At 59.5% G+C, this 25058-nt stretch carries 22 protein-coding genes; 12 read left to right on the forward strand and 10 right to left on the reverse strand.

Annotated elements, in window-relative coordinates:
• Both cysW and AB4N74_RS24885 read left to right on the forward strand, forming a co-directional pair.
• Positions 1-873, forward strand: a complete 873-nt coding sequence (gene cysW / locus AB4N74_RS24880; RefSeq protein WP_034151824.1) for a sulfate ABC transporter permease subunit CysW — start codon at positions 1-3, stop codon at positions 871-873.
• A gap of 3 nt (positions 874-876) precedes the next feature.
• Positions 877-1866, forward strand: a complete 990-nt coding sequence (locus tag AB4N74_RS24885) for a sulfate/molybdate ABC transporter ATP-binding protein (RefSeq protein WP_034151825.1) — start codon at positions 877-879, stop codon at positions 1864-1866.
• Positions 1867-1974: 108 nt separating this feature from the next.
• On the opposite strand, the gene AB4N74_RS24890 is transcribed toward AB4N74_RS24885, so the two are convergent.
• Positions 1975-2499, reverse strand: coding sequence for an Mpo1 family 2-hydroxy fatty acid dioxygenase (locus AB4N74_RS24890; protein WP_460097514.1), 525 nt, complete (start codon positions 2497-2499; stop codon positions 1975-1977).
• 84 nt (positions 2500-2583) lie between these two features.
• Here AB4N74_RS24890 and AB4N74_RS24895 point away from each other — a divergent pair, with 84 nt between their 5' ends.
• The gene (locus AB4N74_RS24895) at positions 2584-3261 is read left to right on the forward strand and encodes a Crp/Fnr family transcriptional regulator (protein ID WP_093440412.1); all 678 of its coding nucleotides are present in this window, start codon (positions 2584-2586) and stop codon (positions 3259-3261) included.
• 124 nt (positions 3262-3385) lie between these two features.
• On the opposite strand, the gene uraH is transcribed toward AB4N74_RS24895, so the two are convergent.
• Both uraH and AB4N74_RS24905 read right to left on the reverse strand, forming a co-directional pair.
• Entirely contained in the window at positions 3386-3796 is a 411-nt protein-coding gene (uraH, locus tag AB4N74_RS24900) for a hydroxyisourate hydrolase (protein WP_093440416.1), read from the reverse strand.
• Between the two features lie 12 nt (positions 3797-3808).
• The gene (locus AB4N74_RS24905; RefSeq protein ID WP_460097516.1) at positions 3809-4294 is read right to left on the reverse strand and encodes a GlcG/HbpS family heme-binding protein; all 486 of its coding nucleotides are present in this window, start codon (positions 4292-4294) and stop codon (positions 3809-3811) included.
• 136 nt (positions 4295-4430) lie between these two features.
• On the opposite strand from AB4N74_RS24905, the gene AB4N74_RS24910 reads away from it, so the two are divergent.
• Together AB4N74_RS24910 and AB4N74_RS24915 are read left to right on the forward strand one after the other, a co-directional pair.
• Positions 4431-5111, forward strand: coding sequence for a heavy metal response regulator transcription factor (locus AB4N74_RS24910; RefSeq protein WP_016987597.1), 681 nt, complete (start codon positions 4431-4433; stop codon positions 5109-5111).
• Positions 5101-6486 carry a heavy metal sensor histidine kinase gene (locus AB4N74_RS24915; RefSeq protein ID WP_460097517.1) on the forward strand — a complete coding sequence of 462 codons (1386 nt, stop codon included), beginning with the start codon at positions 5101-5103 and terminating at the stop codon, positions 6484-6486. Before AB4N74_RS24910 ends, AB4N74_RS24915 begins: the two co-directional genes overlap by 11 nt.
• A 103-nt stretch (positions 6487-6589) precedes the next feature.
• Here AB4N74_RS24915 and AB4N74_RS24920 read toward each other — a convergent pair whose 3' ends face one another.
• Positions 6590-7594 carry an AraC family transcriptional regulator gene (locus AB4N74_RS24920; protein WP_099757689.1) on the reverse strand — a complete coding sequence of 335 codons (1005 nt, stop codon included), beginning with the start codon at positions 7592-7594 and terminating at the stop codon, positions 6590-6592.
• A gap of 100 nt (positions 7595-7694) precedes the next feature.
• On the opposite strand from AB4N74_RS24920, the gene AB4N74_RS24925 reads away from it, so the two are divergent.
• Positions 7695-8765 carry a fatty acid desaturase gene (locus AB4N74_RS24925; protein ID WP_099757690.1) on the forward strand — a complete coding sequence of 357 codons (1071 nt, stop codon included), beginning with the start codon at positions 7695-7697 and terminating at the stop codon, positions 8763-8765.
• Positions 8766-8965: 200 nt separating this feature from the next.
• Here AB4N74_RS24925 and AB4N74_RS24930 read toward each other — a convergent pair whose 3' ends face one another.
• The 3 genes from AB4N74_RS24930 to AB4N74_RS24940 are packed head-to-tail and all read right to left on the reverse strand — an operon-like array spanning position 8966 to position 13001.
• The gene (locus AB4N74_RS24930; protein WP_460097519.1) at positions 8966-10576 is read right to left on the reverse strand and encodes an arylsulfatase; all 1611 of its coding nucleotides are present in this window, start codon (positions 10574-10576) and stop codon (positions 8966-8968) included.
• Between the two features lie 14 nt (positions 10577-10590).
• Positions 10591-11406, reverse strand: a complete 816-nt coding sequence (locus AB4N74_RS24935) for an ABC transporter ATP-binding protein (protein ID WP_093440440.1) — start codon at positions 11404-11406, stop codon at positions 10591-10593.
• On the reverse strand, positions 11403-13001 hold the full coding sequence (locus tag AB4N74_RS24940) for an ABC transporter permease (RefSeq protein WP_093440446.1): 1599 nt from the start codon (positions 12999-13001) through the stop codon (positions 11403-11405). Before AB4N74_RS24940 ends, AB4N74_RS24935 begins: the two co-directional genes overlap by 4 nt.
• Before the next feature lie 308 nt (positions 13002-13309).
• Between AB4N74_RS24940 and AB4N74_RS24945 the strand changes: the two genes are divergently transcribed.
• The gene (locus AB4N74_RS24945) at positions 13310-14323 is read left to right on the forward strand and encodes an ABC transporter substrate-binding protein (protein ID WP_093440450.1); all 1014 of its coding nucleotides are present in this window, start codon (positions 13310-13312) and stop codon (positions 14321-14323) included.
• 122 nt (positions 14324-14445) lie between these two features.
• On the opposite strand, the gene AB4N74_RS24950 is transcribed toward AB4N74_RS24945, so the two are convergent.
• Positions 14446-15366: a LysR family transcriptional regulator gene (locus tag AB4N74_RS24950; protein WP_460097522.1), complete on the reverse strand. Its 921-nt coding sequence runs from the start codon at positions 15364-15366 to the stop codon at positions 14446-14448.
• A 181-nt stretch (positions 15367-15547) separates the two neighbouring features.
• Here AB4N74_RS24950 and AB4N74_RS24955 point away from each other — a divergent pair, with 181 nt between their 5' ends.
• A complete protein-coding gene (locus AB4N74_RS24955) occupies positions 15548-16444 on the forward strand; it encodes a TauD/TfdA dioxygenase family protein (protein ID WP_460097524.1) in 897 nt (298 codons plus the stop codon).
• Positions 16445-16667: 223 nt separating this feature from the next.
• Here AB4N74_RS24955 and AB4N74_RS24960 read toward each other — a convergent pair whose 3' ends face one another.
• Together AB4N74_RS24960 and AB4N74_RS24965 are read right to left on the reverse strand one after the other, a co-directional pair.
• A complete protein-coding gene (locus AB4N74_RS24960) occupies positions 16668-18284 on the reverse strand; it encodes an alkaline phosphatase family protein (protein WP_460097526.1) in 1617 nt (538 codons plus the stop codon).
• Between the two features lie 214 nt (positions 18285-18498).
• Positions 18499-19443, reverse strand: a complete 945-nt coding sequence (locus AB4N74_RS24965) for a LysR family transcriptional regulator (RefSeq protein WP_093440466.1) — start codon at positions 19441-19443, stop codon at positions 18499-18501.
• Positions 19444-19608: 165 nt separating this feature from the next.
• On the opposite strand from AB4N74_RS24965, the gene AB4N74_RS24970 reads away from it, so the two are divergent.
• The 4 genes from AB4N74_RS24970 (at position 19609) to AB4N74_RS24985 (ending at position 25043) form a co-directional block, all read left to right on the forward strand.
• Complete coding sequence (locus AB4N74_RS24970; protein ID WP_460097528.1) at positions 19609-21969, forward strand: TonB-dependent receptor; 2361 nt, start codon at positions 19609-19611, stop codon at positions 21967-21969.
• Between the two features lie 23 nt (positions 21970-21992).
• Complete coding sequence (locus AB4N74_RS24975; RefSeq protein WP_460097530.1) at positions 21993-23336, forward strand: aryl-sulfate sulfotransferase; 1344 nt, start codon at positions 21993-21995, stop codon at positions 23334-23336.
• Between the two features lie 190 nt (positions 23337-23526).
• The gene (locus tag AB4N74_RS24980; protein ID WP_038359731.1) at positions 23527-23853 is read left to right on the forward strand and encodes a hypothetical protein; all 327 of its coding nucleotides are present in this window, start codon (positions 23527-23529) and stop codon (positions 23851-23853) included.
• A 380-nt stretch (positions 23854-24233) separates the two neighbouring features.
• On the forward strand, positions 24234-25043 hold the full coding sequence (locus tag AB4N74_RS24985) for an energy transducer TonB (RefSeq protein ID WP_460089468.1): 810 nt from the start codon (positions 24234-24236) through the stop codon (positions 25041-25043).
• The last annotated feature ends 15 nt before the right edge of the window (positions 25044-25058 follow it).

The following is a 25058-nucleotide window of genomic DNA, read 5'->3' on the forward strand; positions in this document are numbered from 1 at the left end:
ATGTCCCAATCGTCTATTGCGGCCGCCTCTTCGGCCAATGCGGCACGCCGTGGCAGCGCCACTTCGCGCAGGGTCCTGATCGGCCTTGGCTGGCTGGTTTTTTTCCTGTTTCTGCTGCTGCCGTTGTTTATCGTCGTATCGCAGGGTTTGAAGAATGGCCTCGGTGCATTCTTCACCGCGATCTTTGAACCGGATGCTCTGTCGGCATTGAAACTCACCGTGTTCGCCGTGCTGATTTCGGTGCCGTTGAACCTGGTGTTCGGGGTCAGCGCCGCGTGGTGCGTGAGTAAATACTCGTTCCGCGGCAAGAGCATGCTGGTGACGCTGATCGACCTTCCGTTCTCGGTGTCGCCGGTGATCGCCGGTCTGGTCTACGTGTTGATGTTCGGCGCGCAGGGTCTGTTCGGCCCGTGGTTGCAGGATCACGACATTCAGATCGTCTTCGCCCTGCCGGGCATCGTCCTGGCGACGATTTTCGTCACCGTGCCGTTCGTCGCTCGTGAACTGATTCCGCTGATGCAGGAACAAGGCACGCAGGAAGAAGAAGCCGCGCGTCTGCTCGGCGCCAATGGCTGGCAGATGTTCTGGCATGTCACCGTGCCGAACATCAAGTGGGGCCTGATCTATGGCGTGGTGCTGTGTACCGCGCGGGCCATGGGTGAATTCGGTGCGGTGTCGGTGGTCTCCGGGCACATTCGCGGGGTGACCAACACCTTGCCGCTGCACGTCGAGATCCTCTACAACGAATACAACCACGTGGCCGCGTTCGCCGTGGCGAGCCTGTTGCTGATCCTGGCGCTCTTCATCCTGCTGGCCAAGCAGTGGAGCGAAAACCGTATCAACCGCCTGCGCGCCAGCGCCGCGGAGGAATAATTCATGTCGATCGAAGTGCGTAACGTCAGCAAGAATTTCAATGCGTTCAAGGCGCTGGACAACATCAGCCTGGATATCCACAGCGGCGAACTGGTCGCGCTGCTCGGCCCCTCGGGCTGCGGCAAGACCACCCTGCTGCGGATTATCGCCGGCCTGGAAACCCCGGATAACGGCAATATCGTTTTCCACGGTGAAGACGTCTCCGGCCACGACGTGCGTGATCGCAACGTCGGCTTCGTGTTCCAGCACTACGCTTTGTTCCGCCACATGACAGTGTTCGATAACGTCGCGTTCGGTTTGCGCATGAAACCGAAAAACCAGCGTCCGAACGAAAGCCAGATCGCGGTCAAGGTGCATGAGTTGCTGAACATGGTGCAGCTGGACTGGCTGTCGGATCGTTATCCGGAGCAGTTGTCCGGTGGTCAGCGCCAGCGTATCGCTCTGGCACGCGCCTTGGCGGTCGAGCCGAAAGTACTGCTGCTCGACGAACCGTTTGGGGCCCTGGATGCCAAGGTGCGTAAAGAACTGCGCCGCTGGCTGGCGCGTCTGCACGAAGATATCAACCTGACGTCGGTGTTCGTGACCCACGATCAGGAAGAAGCGATGGAAGTGGCCGACCGTATCGTGGTGATGAACAAAGGCGTGATCGAGCAGATCGGCTCACCGGGCGACGTCTACGAAAACCCGGCCAGCGATTTCGTTTATCACTTCCTCGGCGACTCGAACCGCTTGCTGTTGAGCGACGACAACCACGTGCTGTTCCGCCCGCATGAGGTGTCGCTGTCCAAACATGAGCTGGAAGATCACCACGCTGCTGAGGTGCGTGACATTCGGCCGTTGGGCGCGACTACGCGAGTGACGTTGAAGGTTGAGGGGCAGACGGATCTGATCGAGGCCGAAGTGGTGAAAGACCACGACAGCCTGATCGGCTTGGCCAAGGGTGAAACCCTGTTCTTCAAGCCGAAGGTCTGGCAGAAAGTCGCCAGCCTTTAAGATCAAAAGCTTCGCGAGCAAGCTCGCTCACACAGGGAATTCGGTCAGACATGAAGTTTGTGTTCAGCACCAGTCCACTGTGGGAGCGAGCCTGCTCGCGAAAGCGGTCTAAACAGCCGCACGATTCGGATTGACCCGCACCACGCCCGCCCGCACCTCGATCTGCTCTTTCAACTCACGCCGCATCCCGAGCATGAACGCCACCTCGGCCACGACAAACAACGGCCCGACAATCAGCCCCGAGACATCATCGACAAACGCCGGTTTGCGCCCTTCATAGTGATGCCCGACAAACTGGATCACCCAGCCGACCACAAACATCGCCAGACCACTGCTCAGCCAGACCAGGGTGCTCTGCTGCGCCAGCACATGCCCGGCCCAGACTGACAGCCCCATCAGCAGCGTCATCAGCACCCCGAACTTCACCTCCAGACGCAGATAAAACCACGCCGAGGCCAGCGCCACGACAACGGCTGGAGATATCCACAAGCCGCCCAGCGACCATTCTGGCCGCGACAACAAAACCGCCACCGCCACCACGATCAGCGGAATGCCGATAAAGTGGCTGGCGATGTTGCGCGGGTCACGGTGGTAGGCGGCGTATTGACTGAGATGGTCGACGAGGTTTTTCATTGTTGTACCTCCGGTAGGGTTGATCGCATCATCCCTCGGGATCAGGGTTCGCTCTGTCAGGCAGGCGACAGTCCAGGAGTGTTTATGCAAATACGTTCACGGTTGATGAGCGGCCAATGGTTCAGTCATCTGCCGGCGTCCTTTCAGGATAGTCTGTTGGCTACGGCCCGGGAGCGGCGGTTGACGGCAGGGCAGCGGCTGTTCCAGCGCGGTGATCCACCTTGCGGTTTATACGCGGTGCTCGATGGCGCCGTGCGTATAGGCGCGGTGAGCGAGCAGGGCAAAGAGGCGTTGTTGAGTCTGGTCGAGGCGCCGCACTGGTTCGGCGAAATCTGCCTGTTCGATGGCCAGCCGCGCACTCATGACGCCTATGCAGTCGGGCCGTGCACCTTGCTCAATATCCCTCAGGCGACGTTGCTCAAACTGCTCGACGAACACCCGGTGTACTGGCGGCACCTGGCGCTGCTGATGAGCCATAAACTGCGCCTGACCTTTATCAACCTCGAACAACTGAGCCTGCTGCCAGCGCCGGCGCGTCTGGCTCATCGCTTGCTGATGATCGCCGAAGGCTACGGCGAGCTCGATGCGCCACGCCGCGTTCTGCAACTGCCGCAGGAGCAGTTGGCATCGATGCTGTCGCTGTCGCGGCAGACCACCAACCAGATCCTCAAGGATTTGCAGGGGCAGGGGATTATCGGACTCGGGTATGGAGAGATCGAAATCCTTGATGCCATGCGATTGCGCGCTCTCGCCACGATCTAGGATCTAACACCGAACCATGTAGGAGTGAGCCTGCTCGCGATAGCGGTCTGTCAGTCACAGATTGATCAACTGACAGATTGCTATCGCGAGCAGGCTCACTCCTACAGGGGCATTTGTGTAGGGCTCAGGAACCGCGATAGGTCGAGAAACCGTACGGGCTGAGCAGCAGCGGGATGTGGTAATGCTGATCGGTCTGCTTCACTTCGAAGATCACCGGAATCTCCGGGAAGAACGTGTCGTGCTTGACCTTCTTGAAGTACTCGCCGGTCTTGAACACCACGCGGTATTCACCCGCTTCAAAAGGCTGTTTGGCCGGGAACAATTCGGCAATTCGCCCCTGTTCATTGGTCGTGCCTTGAGCCAGTGGCTGCCAGTTCTGGCCGACGTGTTTCTCCAGCGTCACGTTGATACCTGGCGAAGGCAGGCCGTTTTCCAGATTGAGCACGTGCACGCTCAGGGGATTGCCGGCAGCCAGAGCCAGACTGGAAAAAGCGCTCAGGCCGAGCGCGGCGAAGGTCATGCGCAAAGTGCTCATGGATGCATCTCCTTATTGGGAACGGGTAGTGGCCAGACCGGTTTTCCCGGCAGCCTTGATCGCACAGTTTTCGTCTTGCTCGCCGCCGCCGGAACCGGCTACACCCATCGCGCCGACCAACTCATTAGCAGCGAACAAAGGGATGCCGCCGCCGAGCAACAGCAACTCGTCGAGGGTGTTGAGGTTGGCGGTCTGCGGATTGCTGCGGGCGCGCTCGGCGAACAATTGTGTGGCGGTTTTGGTCGACAGCGCGGTGTACGCCTTGCGCTGGCTGGCGGCGGTGTTGTGCGGGCCGACACCGTCGCCGCGCAGGGTTACCAGTAGATTGCCGCCCCGATCGAGCACCGACACCGTGCCGGTGCAGTTGGCCATTGCCGTGTCGGCGAGCAGCCGTGCAGTTTTCAGGTCGAGATCAGCGTGACGCGGCAGCTCAGGACTGGCGACAGCGGCACAACTGAGGCCGATCATCAGGCTTGCAACGAAGTATTTGAAAGTCATGAACAGGCTCCAAAAGCGAAGGTGGTCACCTTAATCGCCGGTCTTCGTCAGAACCTCGTCAGTCTGATTACAAGTTTGTAATGGGCAACGCCACCGAAGGCGCCTAGCCTGTACGCCTGATCAATCGAGGTGTGCCATGCGTTTGCTGGTCGTAGAAGATGAAGCCAAAACCGCGAATTTCCTCGCCAAAGGCCTGGGCGAGTCGGGTTTTGCCGTAGACGTGGCGCTCAATGGCCTCGATGGGCGCTATTTTATCGAGCAGCAGGAGTACGACCTGATCATCCTCGACGTGATGCTGCCGGGCCTCAACGGTTGGCAATTGTTGCAACTGATCCGCCAGCGCGGCGCCACGCCGGTGCTGTTCCTGACCGCCAAGGACGCCATTGAAGATCGCGTGCGCGGCCTCGAGCTGGGCGCCGATGATTACCTGCTCAAGCCCTTCGCCTTCGCCGAACTGCTCGCGCGGGTGCGCACGTTGTTGCGGCGCGGGCCGATGCGCGAAGCCGAGTCGTACACCATCGCCGATCTGGAAATCGACGTCCTGCGCCGCCGCGTCAGCCGTGGTGGCCAGCGCATTGCCCTGACCAACAAGGAATTCGCCCTGCTGCAATTGCTCGCCAGTCGCCAGGGCGAAGTGCTGTCGCGCACGCTGATTGCCTCGCAGGTGTGGAACCTGAATTTTGATAGCGACACCAACATGGTCGAAGTGGCGGTGCGGCGTTTGCGCGCGAAAGTCGATGACCCGTACATGCCGAAACTGATCCACACCGTGCGCGGCGTCGGCTATCAACTGGAAGCTCCGGACGATGCGCTCTAGGTCGATCGCCTGGCGCCTGGCGCTGGCGTTCGCATTGGTTTGCGCCTTGGTGTTGAGTGCTATCGGTGTGTTTCTCTACCGTTCGCTGGCCTCGGAAATCGCCTACCGCGACGACCTCGCGTTGCTCGGTCGACTGGAGCAAGTGCGCGCGTTGCTCGCTGACAGCGACAGCCTCGATGCCTTGCAGGCGCGGCCACGGCTGTATCAGAACATGCTCGGTAATCTCGACAGCCTGTTGCTGGTGCGCCGCGCCGATGGCTCCAGTGTGATCGCTATCAACCCACGGCAACGCGAGTTGCCCGCGCTGAACGCGATCCCCCGCGAGCAAACGCCGCAGCGCCGTGATGTGTTGACGTGGCAAGCGCCGGACGGTGCCGAACTCGCGCTGTTGTCCGGCGAAGCGCAGGGGCCGAACGGCGAACCGCTGACCGTGATCGCCGGCAAAGTGCTTAGCGAGCGCGAACAGATGCTCGGCAGCTATCGCTTGCGCCTGTACTTATCGGTTGGACTGGGTGCTTTGCTGGCCTTTGCCTTGGGCTTGCTGTTGCTGCGCCGGGGTCTGCAACCGTTGCGGCAGTTGAGCGAAGCGGTACGCGGTATCGATCTGCGCAGCCTCGACCAACGCTTGCCCGCCACCGGCACGCCCGCAGAACTGCTTGAGCCGGTGCAGGCGCTCAACGGCATGCTGGCGCGGCTGGACGACAGCGTGCAGCGCCTCTCGCAGTTTTCCGCCGATCTCGCCCACGAGATACGTACGCCGCTGCACACCTTGTTGGCGAGCAACGGGCAGGCGCTGAATCATCCGCGCAACACCGAGGAGTATCAGGAAGTTCTCGCCTCGAACATGGAAGAGTTCGAACGGCTCAAGCGCATGGCGGAAAACCTGATGTTCCTTGCCCGCGCCGAGCAGGCCGAGCGCGCGCTCAATCTGCAAACCCTGGATTTGCACAGCGTTGGCAGTGAACTGTGTGATTACTTTGAAGCCTTGGCCGATGACCGCGACCTGCGGCTGGACAATCAACTGCATGGCGAATTGCTCGCCGATCAGCAGTTGCTGCAACGGGCGCTGGGCAACTTGCTGGCGAATGCCGTGCGCCACGCTGACTCCGGAACCGTGATCAGCCTGCGCCGCCGTGACGAGTCGGGCTGGTGCTGGTTACAAGTGCACAACCATGGCCCGGCCATTGCGGCGGAGCATCTGGGCAAACTGTTCGACCGTTTCTACCGCGTCGATCCTGCACGGGCAGAGCCGGGGGATTCCGGTGGGTTGGGGTTGGCGATTGTGCAGTCGATCATGCAGTTGCATGGTGGGCAGGTGCGGGTGAACAGTGATGTTGGCGGCACCATTTTTGAGCTGGGCTTTGCGTTGAATTAAAGGGCGCTATCGCGAGCAGGCTCACTCCTACAATTGGAATGCGTTCCCCCTGTAGGAGTGAGCCTGCTCGCGATGGCGCCAGATCAGACAAACTGATTCTGGATCAGCGCAACCCATCACGAAACTGCCCCGGCGTCATCCCCGTCCAGCGCTTGAACGCGCGGCTGAAGCTGCTGGTGTCGGCAAAACCCAGCAAATAACTCACCTCACTCAACGAGCACTGCGGATCGCGCAGGTGCAGCAGCGCCAGATTCTCGCGGCTCTCGTTGAGCAACGTATCAAAGCGACAACCTTCATCCGCCAGATGCCTTTGCAAACTGCGCAAACTCAGGTGCAACGCCTGAGCAATGCGTTCTGCACTTGGCTCACCTTCCGGCAATTGTTCTTCAATCGCATCGCGCACCTTGCGCTCCCAAGTCAGCGGTTGAAGCTGGGCCATCGTGCGTTTGAGCACCGCTTCATTGTGTTCAGCGAGTTCCGGATTGGCGTCGTCGAGGTGGCTGTCGAAGTCGGCGAGGGCGAATTCCAGACGATCCTCGACACAACCGAAATGCACCGGAGCGCGGAAGACTTTGTGCCACTGGTGCGCATCGCTCGGCTCCGGGCGGCGCAGATAAACCGCCAGCGGTGCGTAATCACGGCCGAGACGATTGCGGCAGGTGCGCACGTAGATCGCGGTGAACGCGTCGATGGCTTCGAAGGCTGGTGCGGGATTGCCTGACGGAATTTTCAGACGAAATTGATAGCGGTCGTCGCCACGACTCAGCTCCAGTTCCAGCGCATCGCTGACCACCGGGTGATAGCGCACGATGCGCTCGAACACCTCGCGCAAACTGCCGCTGGCGACCAGCGCATAACCGAGGGCATGGAACGTGGTCGGGCTGACGAAGCGCGACACGCGCAGACCAATCGCCGGGTCGCCACTGACCTGCACGGCAATTTCCCACAGACGCGTGGTGCCGGACAGTGGATAGCGCGCGTTGGGATCATCCATCAAGCTCGGATCGAGCCCGGCCTGTTGACACAGGGCAATGCTGTCCAGTCCCAGCGCATCGAGTTGCTTGCGCAAGGCACGGGTCCAGCTGGCGAGGGAGGTAGGTTCCTTCATGCTGATTGGCGCTTCCGGTCAACAGGTTGGCGTTCTCGGCTACCGCAATTGAAGCGTTGGCGAGGCACGATGCGAACATCATAAACCCGAGGATGGAAGCATGGACGGTACTTCTGCAAGTCCCCAGCGGCACAATGCGGCCCAGCGATCAGCGCATATTCGTGAAGTGGTGCTGGCCAAAGGCGTCGAATTGCGCGAGCGCTACCCGATTCTCCAGCATCAGGATGCGCTGGGCGCGGGGATTCTGGCCTTTGCCCTGATCGGGATGATCGGCTCGGCGACGCTGTACATCACCGGCCATATGGCGTGGTGGGTTTGTCTGTTGCTCAACGCGTTTTTTGCTTCGTTGACCCATGAGCTTGAGCACGACCTGATCCACAGCATGTATTTCCGCAAGCAGCGCGTGCCGCACAACCTGATGATGGGCCTGGTGTGGCTGGCGCGGCCGAGCACGATCAACCCGTGGATCCGTCGGCACCTGCACCTCAATCACCACAAGGTCTCCGGCACTGAAACCGATATGGAAGAGCGCGCGATCACCAACGGCGAGCCGTGGGGTTTTGCACGTTTGCTGATGGTTGGCGACAACGTCATGTCGGCGTTCATCCGCATGCTGCGAGCCAAGACCTGGGCGCACAAGTTCAGCATCATCAAGCGCACGCTGAAGGTGTACGCGCCGCTGGCGCTGGTGCATTGGGGTGCGTGGTATGTGTTTCTCGGCTTTCATGCGGCCAATGGCATTGCTTACCTGCTGGGCGCGCCGATCGACTGGTCAGCAACCACGTTGTCGGTGATGCAGGTGATCGATATCGCCGCCGTGGTGATCATCGGCCCGAACGTGTTGCGCACCTTTTGCCTGCACTTCATCAGCTCGAACATGCATTACTACGGCGATGTCGAGCTGGGCAATGTGCTGCAGCAATGCCAGGTGCTGAACCCTTGGTGGTTGTGGCCGTTGCAGGCGTTTTGCTTCAACTTTGGCAGCAGCCACGGGATTCATCATTTTGTCGTGAAGGAGCCGTTTTATATTCGCCAAATGACGGTGCCGGTGGCGCATAAGGTGATGCGTGAGATGGGGGTTCGGTTTAATGATTTTGGGACGTTTGGGCGGGCGAACCGGTTTGTTCGTCGGGATGAAGTTGCGGTGTCTGGTGAGGCGGTGGAGGCCTGACAAGCGGCCCTCACCCTAACCCTCTCCCGGAGGGAGAGGGGACCGACCCGGGGATATTGAGGAGTTACACCGAAGTGAAAGAGCTTTGTCGAATCCATAATCGACCCGATTTTTCAGGTCGATGTTTGACGAAAGACACCTCGGTCGGCCCCCTCTCCCTCCGGGAGAGGGCTGGGGTGAGGGTGTTTTTGATCTTGCCCTCAGTCCGGCTGAAACGGCGACTCACTGAGAATCACCCCGGTCTCCTCGACATACTGCTGCCAATGCCCGATCAACGCGCTGAGCTTCTCCGGCCGGCTCAATGCCAGATCATGAATCTCCCCCGGATCACTGCTCAAATCATACAGCTGCCAGGTCGCCGGCCCGACCGGCCCGGGGATCCACACCGCTTTCCACGACCCCTGGCGAATCGCCCGACGCCCGAACAATTCCCACCCTGTCACCGTGTGCTCGTCATGCACCTGCGCAGTCTCACCCGACAAGAACCCCAGCCACGATTTGCCACGTAACGGTGCGACCGGTTTTCCGTGCCACAACTTGCCCGGATGCCGCACACCCGCCAGATCGAGAATCGTCGGTGTGACGTCCATCACCGTGCCGAAACCATGGCTGATCTGCCCTTTGATCGCCAATTGCGGATAGTGCAACAGCGCCGGCACCCGGATCCCGCCTTCAGTGGTAAACGCCTTGAACAACCGTGATGGTGCGGTCGCCACCTGCGCCCAGTTCGGCCCGTACCAGACGTAGGAGTTGGCCCGGCCAATGTTGTCGAGGCTGTTGTCGTAATGCTGGCTGAGGTACGTCACCAGTTCCGGGCCGAATTTCGGAAATGCTTCAAGCAGCGCGCCTTCGGCACCGTTGTCGGACATGAACAGGATGAACGTGTTGTCGAGCTGCCCCTGCTGGCGCAGATAATCGACAACCCGACCGATGTTCCAGTCCATGCGCTCGACCATCGCCGCGTAAACCTCCATGGCCCGCGCGGAAATCTGCTTTTGCTCCTCGCTCAACGCGTCCCACTGCTGGGTCAACTGAATCAGTGGATGTGGCTCGACGTCCGGCTCGATCAGGCCGAGTTCTTTGAGCTTTTCCAGGCGTTCCAGGCGCAGCACTTCAGGGCCGGCGTCATAGCGGCCACGGTATTTCTCGACGATCTCGGCGGGCGCCTGCAACGGCCAGTGCGGTGCGGAGAATGGCAGGTAAGCGAAGAACGGCCGGGTCTGGTCACGTTCCTTGAGGTACTGCAGTAACTTGTCGCCGAAGGCATCGGAGGAATAGAAATCCTTCGGCAACTCATCGAGAAACGTATCGTCTTCAATGTACAGCGCCGGCGTGGATTTCAGCAGGCCTGGCGTTTGCTCATCGTAGGTCGGTTCGAAACCGTAATGGTTCGCCGCGCCGGGCAGCAGCGAAAACGAGCGCTCGAAACCTCGTGCATGGGGCGCCAGTTCAGCCTTCAAACCCAAGTGCCATTTGCCACTCATCAAGGTTTGATAACCGGCCTCGCGTAACAGTTCGGGCAGTGCGACGACGCGGTCATTGAGATAACCCTCGTAACCCGGTTTGCCGATCAGGTCCGGCGTCAGTGTCTCGGCCATGGTGCCGATCCCGGCGATGTGGTGGTCGGTGCCGGTCAGCAACATTGATCGGGTTGGCGAGCAGGTCGGCGCAGTATGAAAATCGGTCAGACGCAGACCATTGTTGGCCAAGGCATCAAGGTGCGGCGTGGCGATTTCGCCGCCGAACGCGCCGATATCGGAGAAGCCTAAATCGTCGGCCAGAATCACCAGAAAATTGGGACGTTGCGGCATCGCAAAACTCCTGTTCAGCAGGCAATGAACGTCAGCGGCAGATCGCGGATCTGCACCGGCACGCTCGGTTGGTAATGGTCGTCACTGGTCAGCTCGTGCAGCAGCTCTTCACGCAACTGATGGAAGTCGAAACTGCTGCGCTGGCGCGGATGGGGCAGGGCGATGTCGACCACCTGCTTGATGCGGCCCGGGCGCGGCTCCATCACCACCACGCGGTCGGCGAGGAAGATCGCTTCTTCGACGTCATGGGTGACGAGGATCGTGGTGATTTTTGCGCGCTCGCGGATCGCCAGCAGCTCGTCCTGCATCTGCTGGCGGGTGAGTGCATCAAGGGCACCGAAGGGTTCATCAAGCAGCAGAATGCGTGGGCTGGCGACCAGACCGCGAGCGATCGCCACACGCTGGGCCATGCCGCCGGACAGCTGATGCGGGTAGGCACGGGTGAAATCGCGCAGGCCGACCAGGTCGATGAAATCGTTGATTCGCTTTTGTTTCTGCGCAGCAGTCAGCGGTTCGTTGACCAAGCCCAGACCGATGTTGTCGGCAACGGTCAGCCACGGGAACAAACGGTGTTCCTGAAAGACAATGCCACGCTCGCCACCGATGCCGCTGACGGCTTTGCCATCCACGGTAATCTGCCCGCGAAACTGCGTATCAAGGCCCACCAATAACCGCAGCAATGTCGATTTGCCGCAGCCGCTAGAGCCGACAATGGCGACGAACTCGCCCTCGGCGATGTCCAGGTTGAATTCGCGAATCGCCTCCAGTTCGAAACCGTCGACGTCGAAGGATTTGCCTACGTGATTGAAGCTGACAATCGGTGCGTTCATGCGTGTCTCCAGCGGGTCGCGCGAATTTCCAGGCGTTGGCCAATGAGGTTGAGCAGGGCGCCGGTGATTCCGACGAAAAGCATGCCGGCCATGATCAGGTCCATGCGCAGCAGTTGTTGCGCGCCGATCATCTGGCTGCCGATGCCGCCGTTCGACGGCATGAAGTATTCGGCGCCGATGGTGCCGAGCCAGGCGTAGATCAGGCTCAGTCTGAGCCCGGCGAAAATCCCCGGCGCGGCGCCCGGCAGTACCAGTCGACGCAGACGCTGGCCGAGGCTCAGGCGCAGCACTTGTGCGGCTTCGTTGAGTTGCGGTGAGAGATTGGCGACGCTGCGTTGCGTGGCGATAAACAGCGGGAAGAAAGCGGCAAGGGCGACGAACACCCACTTGGCCAATTCGCCGAGACCGAACCATGCGGTGAGCAGCGGCACCCAGGCGAAAATGGCGATCTGGCGGATGGCCGCGAGGGTCGGGCCGAGCAGGCGTTCGCTGATGTTCGACAGGCCCAGCAGCAGGCCCAAGGCAAATCCGAGTCCGCCGCCGAGCAACAGGCCACCGAGTGTGCGACCAAGACTGAGGGCCATGCCGCTGATCAACGTGCCGTCGAGCACGCCAGCCCATGCCGTGCTCAAAACGGCCAACGGGCTGACCAGAACATTGGCGTCGACCCACTGTTGGTCACTTGCCAATTGCCACAGTGCCAACAAGCCCAGCGGTAGCAGCCACGGTTGCAGCCGCTGCCAGCCGTCATAACGCGGGCCGCGACGAATTTCGGCGGTGGCTGGATGCGGCCAGTGCACCAGTTTCTTGTCCAGCAGACCGATGCCGCGATCCATCGCCACGCCGATCAAACCGATGACGACGATGCAGACGAAAACGATGTCGAGCATGAACAGTTGCCGCGCCCAGACCATCAGGTAACCGATGCCTTCGCTCGAGGCGAGTAGTTCGACGGCCAGCAACGACGTCCATCCGGCGGCCAGCGCCAGACGCACGCCAGCCATGAACGCGGGGAGGGCGGCGGGCAATACCAAGCGCCGAATCAGCAGGCGCGGCGGCAGGCGCAGAACAGCGGCGGCTTCACGCAGTTTCGGCTGGGCATCTCTTACGCCGACCAAGGTGTGCAGGGTCACCGGCACCACGATGGCCTTGATCAGCACCACCAGTTTCAGCACTTCGCCGATGCCGAAAAACACCATGAACAATGGAATCCACGCCAGCGTCGGTATTTGCGACAGGCCGGCGAAGGTCGGGAAGATCAAACGTTCAAGACGCCGGCTGAAGCCCAGTGCTGCGCCGAGCAATGCACCGGCCGAAACCCCGGCAAGCAGGCCCCAGAACAAACGCTGCAGGCTGATCCACAAATGGCTCCATAACTCGCCTTGAGACAGCTCGACAGCGCTGTTCCACACCAGCGACGGCGCCGGCAAGATCTGCTCGCTCATCCATTCATTGCGTGCGGCCAGCCACCATAGGGCGAACAGGCTGAGGGGCAGCAGCCACGACAACAGGCGCTGGTTCAGGCTGGGCCAGGTACGGCGGCTTTTCAGCGGCGGCGCGGAGAGTGGAAGACTGAGCAAGGATTGGCGGGCCATGGGTGACCTCCGTTGTCGGGTTGGCTCAAGATCTTTAGCGGTATTAGCTAAAAACAAAAAGTTATAAAAACATCGATATAGATTCTTTTAAGGGATAAGCGAGGCCATTTAAGGCTTCCAACCCAAACGCATCCAATGCATTCGAAGAATATTTTCGATGCTGTTAATGCATACGCCGCTACGAGCCCCGGCGCTGCTCGCTTAGCGTTAAAAGCTATAAAAATGTGCATTTATAGTATTTAAGCGTAGGTAGTCATTCGGCCTACTTTCGGCTCCTCAACGCCCGTCGTGATCAAGGAGCAGCACCCATGAACCTCCCCTTCAAACGTGTTTTCAGCCTGTTTGCCGTTCCTGCTCTGGTGGGCTTGCTGGCGTTTACCGCGCATGCCGACGAACTCAAGGAAATCAGAATCGCCGTGCCCGACCTGAGCGCGGGGACTCAACACAGCGGCGGCGGTGTGGTCGACGTGCTGCGCGATCAGCAGATCTTCGAAAAGGCCTTTGCCGATCAGGGCATCAAGATTCAGTGGAGTTTCTTCAAGGGTGCGGGACCGGTGATCAATGAAGCGTTTGCCAACGGTCAGGTTGATCTGGCGTATCTCGGCGATCTGGCGGCAATCATCGGTAAGTCCAATGGCCTGGATACTCGCTTGCTCAGCGCCAGTGCGCGTGGGGTGAAGCAGTATCTGGGGGTGGTACCGGGTTCGGGGATCAAGACGTTGCAGGATCTCAAGGGCAAGCGCGTGGCGATCTTCCGTGGCACCGCGACGCAGTTGTCGTTTGATGCGGCGCTGGCAAGTCAGGGCCTGAGCGAGAAGGATCTGAAAGTGATCAATCTGGATTTCAATGCAGCGGTCGCGGCGTTGGCAGCCAAGCAGATCGATGCGTCATGGGGCAGCTCCGGGTTGAGCGCATTGCAGGCCAAGGGGCTGGCCGAGTTGCCGCTGAACACCAAAGATCTCGGTGGCGCAGGCAGCGTGCAGTCGGTATTGGTCGGCACGGGCAAGTTTGTCGACGCGCACCCGGAGGCGGTGGCCAAGTTGCTCAAGGCGCAACAACAGGCCGTGGAGTGGTTGACGCAGGACGGCAACAAGGCCGCATACGTGCAACTGGTCTCGGGTTTGGCCAGCTATCCGCCGGTGATCCTGACCCAGGATCTGCAGGATCAGAAGTTGAGCGAAGTGTTCCCGTCGACGCTGGATCCGGTGTTCCTTGGCAGCTTGCAGGACAAAGTTGATCTGGCGGCGCAGCAGAAGCTGATTCGCAAGCCGTTCAAGGTGAATGATTGGGTGGCGCCTGAGTTGGCAGCGGCCAAGCTCTGAATCTTTAGCGCCTGCTCTGGCCTCTTCGCGAGCAGGCTCGCTCCCAAAGGGTTCTTCGGTGAACACAGATTCTGCATTCACCACCGAACCACTGTGGGAGCGAGCCTGCTCGCGAAAGGGCCCTAAACAGCGACGCTGATCTCCTGCCGATCCACCGCCACCAACGTCTCGATCATCGCCCGTGCCGCCGGCGACAGGCGAAACCCGGTACGACTGACAATCCCGCAACGCGCATTCATGCTCTCCAGGTTCTGCGGCAGATTGCGCCAGTGCAGCAACACCAGCGAACCCTTGGCAATGTCCTCGACAAACGCCTCTTCCGTACCGACGCCAATCGCATTCGATTGCAGCACCACCTTCACCAGCGCCGGAAAATGCTCGGTCTCGATGGTCGGGGAAAAATCGATGCGGCCGCTGAGGTTCGCCAATAATTTGCGAATCCCCGGGGGGATCAGCGTCGTCGCCAGCGGATAGTCGAACATGTCGTTGGTCGACAGACTTTCCTTTGCCAGCAACGGGTGTCCCGGGCGGCAGAAAAATGCCCCGCGTTTGGGCGTCAGTGCCTGGGTCTGGAAGTTTGGATCGGACTCGAAATGGCGGATGTCGGCGATAAAGAATTCGATCTCTTCACGGCTCAACGCGCGGCTGAGTTTTTCCCAGTTATCCACCTGAAAACAGGTGCGCACTTTCGGGTGCGCGTTGATGAATTGCGCCACGGCGTCCGGCACCAGTTTCACTGCTGGCGCCGGGCCGCAACCGAAGTGCACTTCGCCGGCATCGAGCTTGGTCATCTGCGTCACTTCGGCACTGAGCAGCGCGGCACCCTGCACCAGGCTCAGGGCGTGTTGCAGCACCACTTGGCCTTCGGGCGTGGGGCGCAGATCCTTGTTGCCGCGATCCACCAGCACGCAGCCGAACTCCTGCTCGAGCCCTTGAATACTGCGGCTGAACGCCGGTTGAGTGATGCCCATCGCGTCCGCCGCGCGGACAAAACTGCGGTGTTCGTTGAGGGCGATGAAGTAACGCAACTGGCGAAGATCCATATGCTTTTCCGGCATCCTAAAAATAGCTCGAAGGCATTTGCGACGAGGGTTGCTAGAGGTTTTAAATGCAAGCTCTTATTCCGTCAACGAAGCACGTGAATATCTATTAGATGTAAATGGAATATAGATAGAGCGTTGTTTCGCTGCCGTCCAACCGTAAGCAGTCGATGAGGGTCTACCCATGAGCAATGCCGCACTCGCAGTAAAACCCGCTGTCCACGCGCTGGAGATTCATCCGGTCGCCGGTCGTATCGGCGCCGAGATCCGTGGCGTGCACCTGTCCGGTGAGCTGGACGCCGCCACCGTCGAAGCCATTCAACAGGCGCTGGTTCAGTACAAAGTCGTGTTCTTCCGTGAGCAGACCCAACTCGACGATCAGCGTCAGGAAGCCTTCGCCCATCTGCTCGGCGAGCCAGTGGCGCACCCGACCGTACCGTCCCGTGAGGGCACCCGTTATCTGCTCGAGCTGGACGGCGCTGAAGGCCAGCGCGCCAACTCCTGGCACACCGACGTGACCTTCGTCGACGCCTACCCGAAAGCGTCGATCCTGCGCTCGGTGGTAGCCCCGGCCTTCGGTGGCGACACGCTGTGGGCCAACACCGCAACGGCGTACAACGGCTTGCCGACCGAATTGCGTGAACTGGCCGACAAACTGGTCGCCGTGCACAGCAACGAATACGACTACGCCAGCGCCAAGCCGGACGTCTCGGCGGAGAAGCTTGAGCGTTATCGCAAGGTCTTCACCTCGACCGTTTACGAGACTGAGCATCCGGTGGTGCGCGTGCACCCGATCAGCGGCGAGAAGAGCTTGCTGCTGGGGCATTTCGTCAAACGCATCAAGGGTTACTCGCAAGCGGATTCAGCGCATCTGTTCGGGCTGTTGCAGAGTCATGTGATCCGTCAGGAAAATACCGTGCGCTGGCGCTGGAAGGCCGGTGATGTGGCGATCTGGGATAACCGTTCGACGCAGCATTATGCGATTGATGATTACGGTACGCAGGATCGGGGGGTGCGTCGGGTGACGCTCAAGGGGGAAGTGCCGGTTGGGGCTTCAGGGCAGCGCAGTCAGACAATTTAGGGGCGTGATTGAAGATCAAAAGCCCCTCATCGGAACGCCGCCCGCCCAGCCCTCTCCCCGAGGGAGAGGGAGCTGACCGAGTTGTCTTTCGGGATGCATCGACCTGAACCACCTTATTGATTATGGATTCGGTGAAGCTGGATCAGGTCGGTGTATCTCTGCAATATCCCCCATTCAGTCCCCTCTCCCTCCGGGAGAGGGTTAGGGTGAGGGGCTCTTCAAGCTACCAAACCCCAATCTGCACAACCTTCTCGATCTCCGGCTCTCCGTAGCGAAACCGCTGCCCCCGCAAATCAATTTCCTGATGACTGATCGTCGTCCGCCGCTTCAACCCCCGCACCCACTCAAACAAATACCCCGCATGCTCCTCGCGCACCGCCGCAAATTCAGGGTCATCACCCAAATCCCGCAACTCCTGCGGATCATTCAGCAGGTCAAACAACTGCGGTCGAAAGCCGTCGTACGCTAGGTACTTCCAGCGCTCGCTACGCACCATGGTCATCCGGCAGCGATCGATCGGCTGGCCCAGACGCTCACGCGCCGGCGCCTGGAAGGCGTAGTCGTATTCGCTGATTGCATAGTGGCGCCAGTGCGGATTTTCGCCGTGCAGAAGCGGGATCAACGAACGCCCTTCAAGCCGATGCTCTGCCCCCGGCAATCCCAGTGCTTCAAGAAAGGTCGGCAACGCATCGATGGTTTCCGCGAGTCGATCATCCACCGTGCCGCGCGTGACATCCGCCGCCGCTCGAGGATCACGCACGATCAACGGCACGCCCACCGCCTGCTCCAGCAAAAACTCCTTCTCACCGAGCCAGTGATCGCCCAAAAAGTCGCCGTGATCGCTGGTGAACACGATCAACGTGTCGTCCCAGCGGCCATTGCTCTGCAGAAAATCGAACAGCCGCCCGAGTTGATCATCCACCTGCTTGATCAGACCCATGTACGTATGGATTACAGTCAATCGTACTGAGTCACGGGAGAAGTTGAGGCTTTCCTCATGCTGGCGAAAGGCAGTGTATACGGGGTGTTTGCTGGCTTCGGAGGGCGTCGCGCGGATCGCTTCGAGAATCGATTTCGTACTGTACAAGGCGTGGTACGGCGCTGGTACGATGTAGGGCCAGTGCGGTTTGATATAGGAAAGGTGTAAACACCACGATTTCTCGCCTTGCTCGGTGATGAAGTCGATGGCTCGATTTGTAGTGTAGACAGTCTCTGAGTGTTGCTCGGGAATTCGTGCTGGCAAATTCGCATGACGCATTTGCCAGCCGCTGAGGATTTCACCGTGCTCGCCTTCGGCGGCGTTGGCCCAGTCGTGCCAGGGGTTTTTGCCGTCGAACCCCTGCTCGCGCAGATAATGGGTGTAGGGCGCGGATTCGCGTTTGTCGTCGAACAGCGGGTCGTCGGGGTAGATGCCGTCGTGGCGCATGTAAGGTTCGAAACCGACTTCGTTGAGGATTTCGGCCTGTTCGCTTTCGGGATTGATTGCCAGGCGTTGCAAGGCATCGACATTCGCCGTCGCGTGGGTCTTGCCGACCAGCGCAGTACGAATGCCGTGCGGGCGCAGGTAATCGCCGATGGTCAGTTCTTCCAGCGGCAACGGCACGGCGTTCCACGCCACTTGATGGCTGCTGACATAGCGTCCGGTGTAGGCCGACATCCGCGACGGGCCACAAATCGTGCCTTGGGTGTAGGCGCGGCTGAAACGCACGCCGGCTGCAGCCAGGCGATCGATATTCGGCGTGTGCAGATGCGGATGGCCGTAGCAGGACAGGTAATCGCGGCGCAGTTGATCGCACATGATGTACAGCACGTTGCGCACGGGGTTTGGCGAGTTGGACATGGTTTCACCGGTCAGAGAGACAGGTGGGGTTTTTCGCTTTCAGTGGGGGTGTTCGGCAAGTGCATTTGGGGAATGGGTTTTATGCAGGAAATGCATCGGTGCCTGTGCCGGCCTCTTCGCGAGCAGGCTCGCTCCCACAGGGTTGGTGGCGATCACACATTCTGTATTCACCACAATCCATTGTGGGAGCGAGCTTGCTCGCGAAGAGGCCCGATCAAACGGCGAGATTCTGTAGTGAGCAAACCTCTTCATCCTGCTGATCAATCGCCTTGATCTGCTCAATCATCGCCTCCGCCAACGGCGACAACCGATACCCTGCGCGGCTGACAATCCCGTAGCGGGTGTACAGCTCCTCAAGATCATCCGCCAGTCCTTCGATGCGCAAGCACACCAACTCACCTTTGGCCTGATGCAGCGCGTCGGAATACGCCCCGACAATCCCGATCGCATCCGAACGCAGCACCACGCTGAGCAGGCTCGAGCTGTTTTCACACTCCACATTGGGTGTGAAATCCGGCCGCCCACTGAGGTCGACTATGACTTTGCGCAGGTTCGGCGGACGAATACTTACCGCCAAGGGATAGCTCATCAATTGCTCGGCGGTGACCCGCTCAAACCCGGCCAAAGGGTGGCCGGCACGGCAGCAGAAATGCCATTTGCGCGGTCGCAACCGGTAGGTCAGGTAATCCGGATCTGCCTCGAAGTGCCGAGTGTCCGCGACGAAAAATTCAAACTCTTCGCTGAGTAACCGCTTGCTCAGACTCTGCCAGTCATCGACCTGAAACTGCACCCGCGCTTTCGGATAGCGGCCGATGAAGCTGCCAATCGCCCGAGGGATCAAACCCGCCGCCGGCGCCGGCCCACAACCGAAGCGTAATTCCCCCGCTTCCAGCCCATTGAACTGACTGATCTCGTTGGCCATCTGCTGCGCGCCACTGACCAGTCGCCGCGCGTGCTCAAGCAGGACCTGGCCCTGTTTGGTCGGCGGTAATTCCTTGCGCCCGCGATCGACCAACTGGCAGCCGACGCTGTGCTCCAGCGCCTGAATGCTGCGGCTGAACGCCGACTGCGACAGGTTCACCGCCTGCGCGCCGGCGACGAAGCTGCGTTGTTCAGCCAGGGCGATGAAGTGACGAAGTTGGCGCAAGTCGATATGCATTTTTCACATAAAAAATATCCGGGAAATGCATTGGATATGCATTAGGTCGACTCCTTATAAAGGCAATCTCTTATGCAGTAAATATTTGTAAATCCATAAATAAATAACTTAAAAGAATATACAGCGCTGATGATGTCTGTGTATTTTTTGACCAGGAGCCGCGCCATGAGTCCGTTGAACCTTGCGTCACCCCTAACGCCACGACGGCTCAAACGCCTGCCTCTGGCCCTGTTGCTGGCAGGGAGCGCGAGCTGGACTCACGGTTACGCCGCCGACTCCGAAACCCCGGCGCCGGTGCTGGCCGGCAAGCCTGCCGCCAACAGTTCGCAACTGGAAACCGTGACCGTCACCACCCGCCGCCGCGAAGAAAGTTCGCAAGATGTACCAACGCCAATGAGCGTGGTCAGCGGGCAGAATCTGGAGACGCAGAGGGTCTACCGGATTCAGGATTTGCAACAGCTGGTGCCCAGCGTCAACGTCGCCTACATGCACGCGCGGCAGTCCAGCGTATCGATCCGCGGCCTCGGTAATAACCCGGCCAGCGATGGCCTGGAAGGCAGCGTTGGCCTGTACATCGACAACGTCTATCTGGGCCGCCCGGGGATGGCGGTGTTTGACCTGATGGACATCGAACAGCTCGAAGTCTTGCGTGGGCCGCAGGGCACGTTGTTCGGCAAAAACACCACTGCCGGGGTGATCAACATCAGCACCCGCGCGCCAACCTTCACCCCTGAGCGCAGCATCGAAACCTCGGTGGGTGAGGACGGTTACTTCCAGACCAAGGGCACCATTTCCGGCCCGCTCAACGATCAACTGGCCGGACGCTTTTCGGCTTATCGAACCCGTAGCGACGGTGACATCAAAAACGAATACGACGGCCATGATCTCAACGGCGGCTCGCGCGAGGGCTTCCGCGCGCAACTGCTGTTCAAGCCCAATGAAGATTTCAACCTACGCTGGATTGGCGACTACAACGAAGAGGATTCCAGCGCCGGCACCCGCGTGTTGTACAACACCGGGCCGACCATCAATGGCGTCAATCTTTACCAGTCGCGCGCCAATGCCGCCGGCGCAACGCTGGTCAACGGCTCGCACCGCAAGGTCAATCTGGACAACGATCAGCATGTCACCGTGCATCAGGGCGGCACCTCGGTGGAGGCCAACTGGACGCTGCCAAGCGACTTCACGCTGACCTCGATCAGCTCCTATCGCTTCTGGAATTTTACCCCGCGCAACGACGACGGCCTCAACGTGCCGGCGAGCTACAACGCCGGGGTGTCGGTGGAAGACAAACAGTACTCGCAGGAATTTCGCCTGGCCTCGCCCAAGGGCGAGTTCTTCGATTACGTCGTAGGCGCGTACTACTTCGGCTCGGATCTGGACAATAAATCCTTCGCTTATTACGGCCCGCAAGCGGATATCTGGAATGGTACGGCGCCCGGTGCGCTGGCCAACGTCACCAGTGTCGGCAACGGTCATATCAAGACCGACAGTTTTGCATTGTTCGCCCAAGGCACCTGGCACCTCACCGAGCGACTGGACTTCACCGCCGGGGTGCGTGGCACGTATGAAGAGAAATCAGCCTGGGTCACTCGCGATGCGCCGCTCGGTGGTGCCGCCGTTACGGGCGCTGCGGCCACGGCGCGGCGCGGTCGTGCCGGCGCTTACGATTCCGGCGATCTGAATCAGTACAGCTCGAGTCCTTCCGGGCTGCTCAACCTCAGCTATCGCATCACTGATGATGTGCTCGGTTACGCCACGTTATCCCACGGCGAGAAGTCCGGCGGGGTCAACCTCGCCGTCGGTTCCGCACCGGTAGCGGGTTCCGATTCGCTGCTGATCGGCACCGAGCGCGCGAACAACGCCGAACTCGGCTTCAAGAGCACGCTGTGGGATCACCGTCTGCAACTCAACGCCAACGTCTTCTGGACTCAGGTCAACGCTTACCAGACCAACGCCTACGACGCGGAAAACCGTGTGCAGTACCTGACCAACGCCGGTTCCGTACGTTCACGCGGGGTCGAGTTCGAAAGCACGGTGATCCCGCTGCGCGGCCTGACCCTGAACATCAACGGCTCCTACAACGACGTCAGTTACCTCTCGTACAAAGATGCCCCGTGCCCGCCGGAAGTCAGTCAGGCGCCAGGTGCTCCAGCGTCCTGCGACCTCAGCGGCCATCAAGTGGTCGGCGCTTCGAAATGGATCGGCAACGCCAACGGTGAATACAAATGGAATCTGGATAACGGTTTCGAACCTTACGTCACTGCCAGCTACGCGTTTCGCTCGAAAGCCGTCGGTACCGTCGAGGATTCCGACTACGGGCAGATCCCGAGTTACGCCGTGGTCAACTTTTCCACCGGCCTGCGCGGCGATTTCAATCAGGGCCAGTGGGACGTGTCGCTGTGGCTGAAAAACGCTTTCGACAAAACCTACTACACGACCCTGTGGACGGGCGGCAACGGCGGCTATGAAGGCTTGCTCGGCACACCTCGCACCCTCGGCGTCACCGGTCGCTACGACTTCTGATTCGTCACTCAAGGAACTGCATCATGTTGCGTATCAAAACCGCTTTGCCGGTGTTGCTGTCCGGCGCAGTGCTCAGTGCCGGCGCATTCGCCGCACCGAGTGTTTACCCGACCGGCGTGACCCGTTATGACCCGAACCAGGCTTTCAATCAGTACGTGATTTTCAGCGGCGCCGACAAGCAGACGCACCTGATCGACATGAACGGCAACGAGGTGAAAACCTGGCCACAGGCAGGTTTCCCGTCAGCGATCATCGACCCGAAACTGGTCGGCGGCGAGCGCGGCCATGTGCTGTTGCAACTGAGTGAAAAGGATCCCGGTAAACTCGGTTCGGCCGGCAACGGGTTGGGCAATCAGAGCGTCGGCGAGCTGGACTGGAATGGCAAAGTCGTCTGGCAGTGGGGCGACAAGGCGCCCGGTGGCGCAGCGCAACAACACCATGATCAGCGCCGTTTGAGCAACGGCAACACCGTGGTGCTGGCGAACAAGGTGCACAAGGTCAAAGGCTTTAAAGTGCCCGAGGTGATTGACGATGCGATCTATGAAGTCAGCCCCGACGGCGCGCTGAAATGGCAGTGGCTGGCCTCGGAGCATCTGAATGAATTCGGCTTCACCGCCGAGCAGTTGAAGCTGGTGCGCGCCAGTGAAAATCCGGACTACCTGCACATCAACAACCTCAGTCTGGTGGGGCCGAACAAGTGGTTCGATGCCGGTGACAAGCGCTTCAATCCGGACAACCTGCTGATCGATTCACGCAACGCCAACTTCATCGCGATCATCGACAAGAACAGCGGCAAAGTGGTCTGGCGTCTCGGCCCGAACCTGCCGCTGATCAACCCGAAAACTGCGCAAAAATTGCCGCGCCCGGTGGATCAGTTCGTCGGTCAGCATGATGCACACATCATTCCGGCCGGATTGCCAGGTGCCGGCAATTTGCTGGTGTTCGATAACCAGGGATCGGCGGGTTATCCGAACGTTACCCTCGGGCTGATTTCCGGCTCGCGGGTACTGGAAATCGATCCGGTGAAAAGTGAGATCGTCTGGCAGTACAGCGCGGCCAATTCGAAGCAACCGGGGTGGGCGTTCTACAGCTCGTTTATCAGCAGCGCGCGGCGCTTGCCCAACGGCAACACGCTGATCGACGAAGGCATGAACGGACGGTTTTTGCAGGTGACGGCCAGTGGTGAAAATGTCTGGGAATACGTCAGCCCGTATCTCGGTAAGGCGCCGGGCAGCGACGCGATCAGCAATTGGGTCTATCGGGCGTTGCCTGTGAGTTATGACTGGGTGCCAACCGGTACGCCACGCTCCGAGACGGCGGTTAATGCCCCGGTTGTAGGCGCGCAACAAACCAATGCCAGTCGTTAGTTGAATTGGAATTAGTGTTCGAACGAACGGCGATAAGTTATGAGCGGGTTGAAGGGTGCTTATTGCAAATTCGTTAGTAAGTCGCGTGGACAATAATTGAATGTGCAACCATCCTGACTGTCGTGAGTTTCCAGGAGGAAACTTGCTCTCATCGGAAGATACTTATCCCAACGATAAAGGAAATCGAATCATGTCGAGCATTAATGGCACTTATGTGAACGCTAACGCTGGCGCCAAACTGACGATTACCGATGGCAACGATTCCAACGGTACATTCAGTGGCACGTTCAGCCAGGGCGGCGTTAACTATGACGTCAGCTACGGGCATTACCATTTCCAGAACAGCACCGGACAACCTACCACCATCACATTTGTCGGTCTGAATGGTAATAGCGGATTTCAAGCGTGGTCATTGTTTTCTCCTGATCACAATTACGCAAAAGTTCGTGCGGCCGGTTCCCGTACTAATTTTGACGGTGAAGTAGTGACCCTGGCAGGTGAATTCGTCAAACAATAATCCGCGCGCAATTGATAAAGGCCGACGCACGAAAGTGCGTCGGCCTTTTTATTGTTCCAGCAAAATAATAATCAACTATCTACTTGGTATTAGTTGTCCCGCAAAACCGGGTCAGGCGAATTTGATGCGTTGCGTGAATACTTTCAATGCCTGAAAAGCATGCGAATTTTCCCGTATCGCTACAGCCCACGTGGCACGTGGCTTTGGCGGAATTGATCAATTCATATATTCCATAAAGACCTATGCATAACGTTAAAGATTACTTTCGGAGATAAGCGACAAGCCCAATGATTCATCCATCGATTCGCCGTGGGGGATTCAACAAACGGTTGATCGGCAGTTTTTGTAGAGAACGCAAAAAGACCGCAGGGAGTGAATCAATGGGCAATGTCCAGACCGCCGCCAGCGCAGAGGAATTGCTGTGGCGTCAGACGCCGGGTGGCGAGTTGGTCGATCTCGGCCGGCCGCATCGTGTGCCGTTGGGACAGCTGCGTTTGCAGCGTGCGCCCAAAGGAATTTTGAGTCGGCGCGAAACCCTTCTGCTCGGCGTGCTCGCATTGGTGGTGCATGGCGCGGTGATCTACTGGATCAGCCAGAAGCCGACGCCGGTGCTGCCGATCGTGCCGCCGGAAATTCCGCCGATGACTATCGAATTCTCGCGCCCGGCACCACCAGCACCACCGGTTGTCGAGCCGCCACCACCTGCGCCTGTGGTTGAGCCACCGCCGCCGGTAGAAGACGAACTGGCAGTAAAACCACCGCCGCCAAAACCCGTTCCGAAACCCAAACCGGTGGTTAAACAGGCCCCCAAACCAGCGCCGAAAGCCGTCGAGCAACCACCCGCGCCGCCACAACCGGCAGTTCCGGTTGCAGCGCCAGCGCCACCTGCTCCCCCCGCGCCGGCACCGGTAACCCCAGCCTCAGCGAACGCCGCGTACCTGAAAAACCCGGCACCGGAATACCCGTCGCTGGCTCAGCGTCGCGGTTGGGAAGGCACGGTGTTGCTGCGCGTGCATGTGTTGGCCAGCGGCAAACCGGGTGAGATCCAGATAGCCAAAAGCAGCGGCCGGCAACAGCTCGACGACGCGGCGCTGAACGCCGTCAAACGTTGGAGTTTCGTCCCGGCCAAGCAGGGTGATGTCGCCCAGGACGGCTGGGTCAGCGTGCCCATCGATTTCAAGATTCATTAAACCGAAACCAAATTC

Source organism: Pseudomonas sp. H3_C08 (genome assembly GCF_054669455.1).

What these genes read in the sequence shown, in the direction of transcription:
- AB4N74_RS24940 (WP_093440446.1), bottom strand. Translation starts at nt 13,001, where the DNA reads ATGGCCCGCCAATCCTTGCTCAGTCTTCCACTCTCCGCGCCGCCGCTG.
- AB4N74_RS24895 (WP_093440412.1), top strand. Translation starts at nt 2,584, where the DNA reads ATGCAAATACGTTCACGGTTGATGAGCGGCCAATGGTTCAGTCATCTG.
- AB4N74_RS24920 (WP_099757689.1), bottom strand. Translation starts at nt 7,594, where the DNA reads ATGAAGGAACCTACCTCCCTCGCCAGCTGGACCCGTGCCTTGCGCAAG.
- uraH (WP_093440416.1), bottom strand. Translation starts at nt 3,796, where the DNA reads ATGAGCACTTTGCGCATGACCTTCGCCGCGCTCGGCCTGAGCGCTTTT.
- AB4N74_RS24925 (WP_099757690.1), top strand. Translation starts at nt 7,695, where the DNA reads ATGGACGGTACTTCTGCAAGTCCCCAGCGGCACAATGCGGCCCAGCGA.
- AB4N74_RS24905 (WP_460097516.1), bottom strand. Translation starts at nt 4,294, where the DNA reads ATGACTTTCAAATACTTCGTTGCAAGCCTGATGATCGGCCTCAGTTGT.
- AB4N74_RS24945 (WP_093440450.1), top strand. Translation starts at nt 13,310, where the DNA reads ATGAACCTCCCCTTCAAACGTGTTTTCAGCCTGTTTGCCGTTCCTGCT.
- AB4N74_RS24960 (WP_460097526.1), bottom strand. Translation starts at nt 18,284, where the DNA reads ATGTCCAACTCGCCAAACCCCGTGCGCAACGTGCTGTACATCATGTGC.
- AB4N74_RS24910 (WP_016987597.1), top strand. Translation starts at nt 4,431, where the DNA reads ATGCGTTTGCTGGTCGTAGAAGATGAAGCCAAAACCGCGAATTTCCTC.
- AB4N74_RS24890 (WP_460097514.1), bottom strand. Translation starts at nt 2,499, where the DNA reads ATGAAAAACCTCGTCGACCATCTCAGTCAATACGCCGCCTACCACCGT.
- cysW (WP_034151824.1), top strand. Translation starts at nt 1, where the DNA reads ATGTCCCAATCGTCTATTGCGGCCGCCTCTTCGGCCAATGCGGCACGC.
- AB4N74_RS24955 (WP_460097524.1), top strand. Translation starts at nt 15,548, where the DNA reads ATGAGCAATGCCGCACTCGCAGTAAAACCCGCTGTCCACGCGCTGGAG.
- AB4N74_RS24885 (WP_034151825.1), top strand. Translation starts at nt 877, where the DNA reads ATGTCGATCGAAGTGCGTAACGTCAGCAAGAATTTCAATGCGTTCAAG.
- AB4N74_RS24985 (WP_460089468.1), top strand. Translation starts at nt 24,234, where the DNA reads ATGGGCAATGTCCAGACCGCCGCCAGCGCAGAGGAATTGCTGTGGCGT.
- AB4N74_RS24965 (WP_093440466.1), bottom strand. Translation starts at nt 19,443, where the DNA reads ATGCATATCGACTTGCGCCAACTTCGTCACTTCATCGCCCTGGCTGAA.
- AB4N74_RS24950 (WP_460097522.1), bottom strand. Translation starts at nt 15,366, where the DNA reads ATGGATCTTCGCCAGTTGCGTTACTTCATCGCCCTCAACGAACACCGC.
- AB4N74_RS24915 (WP_460097517.1), top strand. Translation starts at nt 5,101, where the DNA reads ATGCGCTCTAGGTCGATCGCCTGGCGCCTGGCGCTGGCGTTCGCATTG.
- AB4N74_RS24980 (WP_038359731.1), top strand. Translation starts at nt 23,527, where the DNA reads ATGTCGAGCATTAATGGCACTTATGTGAACGCTAACGCTGGCGCCAAA.
- AB4N74_RS24970 (WP_460097528.1), top strand. Translation starts at nt 19,609, where the DNA reads ATGAGTCCGTTGAACCTTGCGTCACCCCTAACGCCACGACGGCTCAAA.
- AB4N74_RS24935 (WP_093440440.1), bottom strand. Translation starts at nt 11,406, where the DNA reads ATGAACGCACCGATTGTCAGCTTCAATCACGTAGGCAAATCCTTCGAC.
- AB4N74_RS24975 (WP_460097530.1), top strand. Translation starts at nt 21,993, where the DNA reads ATGTTGCGTATCAAAACCGCTTTGCCGGTGTTGCTGTCCGGCGCAGTG.
- AB4N74_RS24930 (WP_460097519.1), bottom strand. Translation starts at nt 10,576, where the DNA reads ATGCCGCAACGTCCCAATTTTCTGGTGATTCTGGCCGACGATTTAGGC.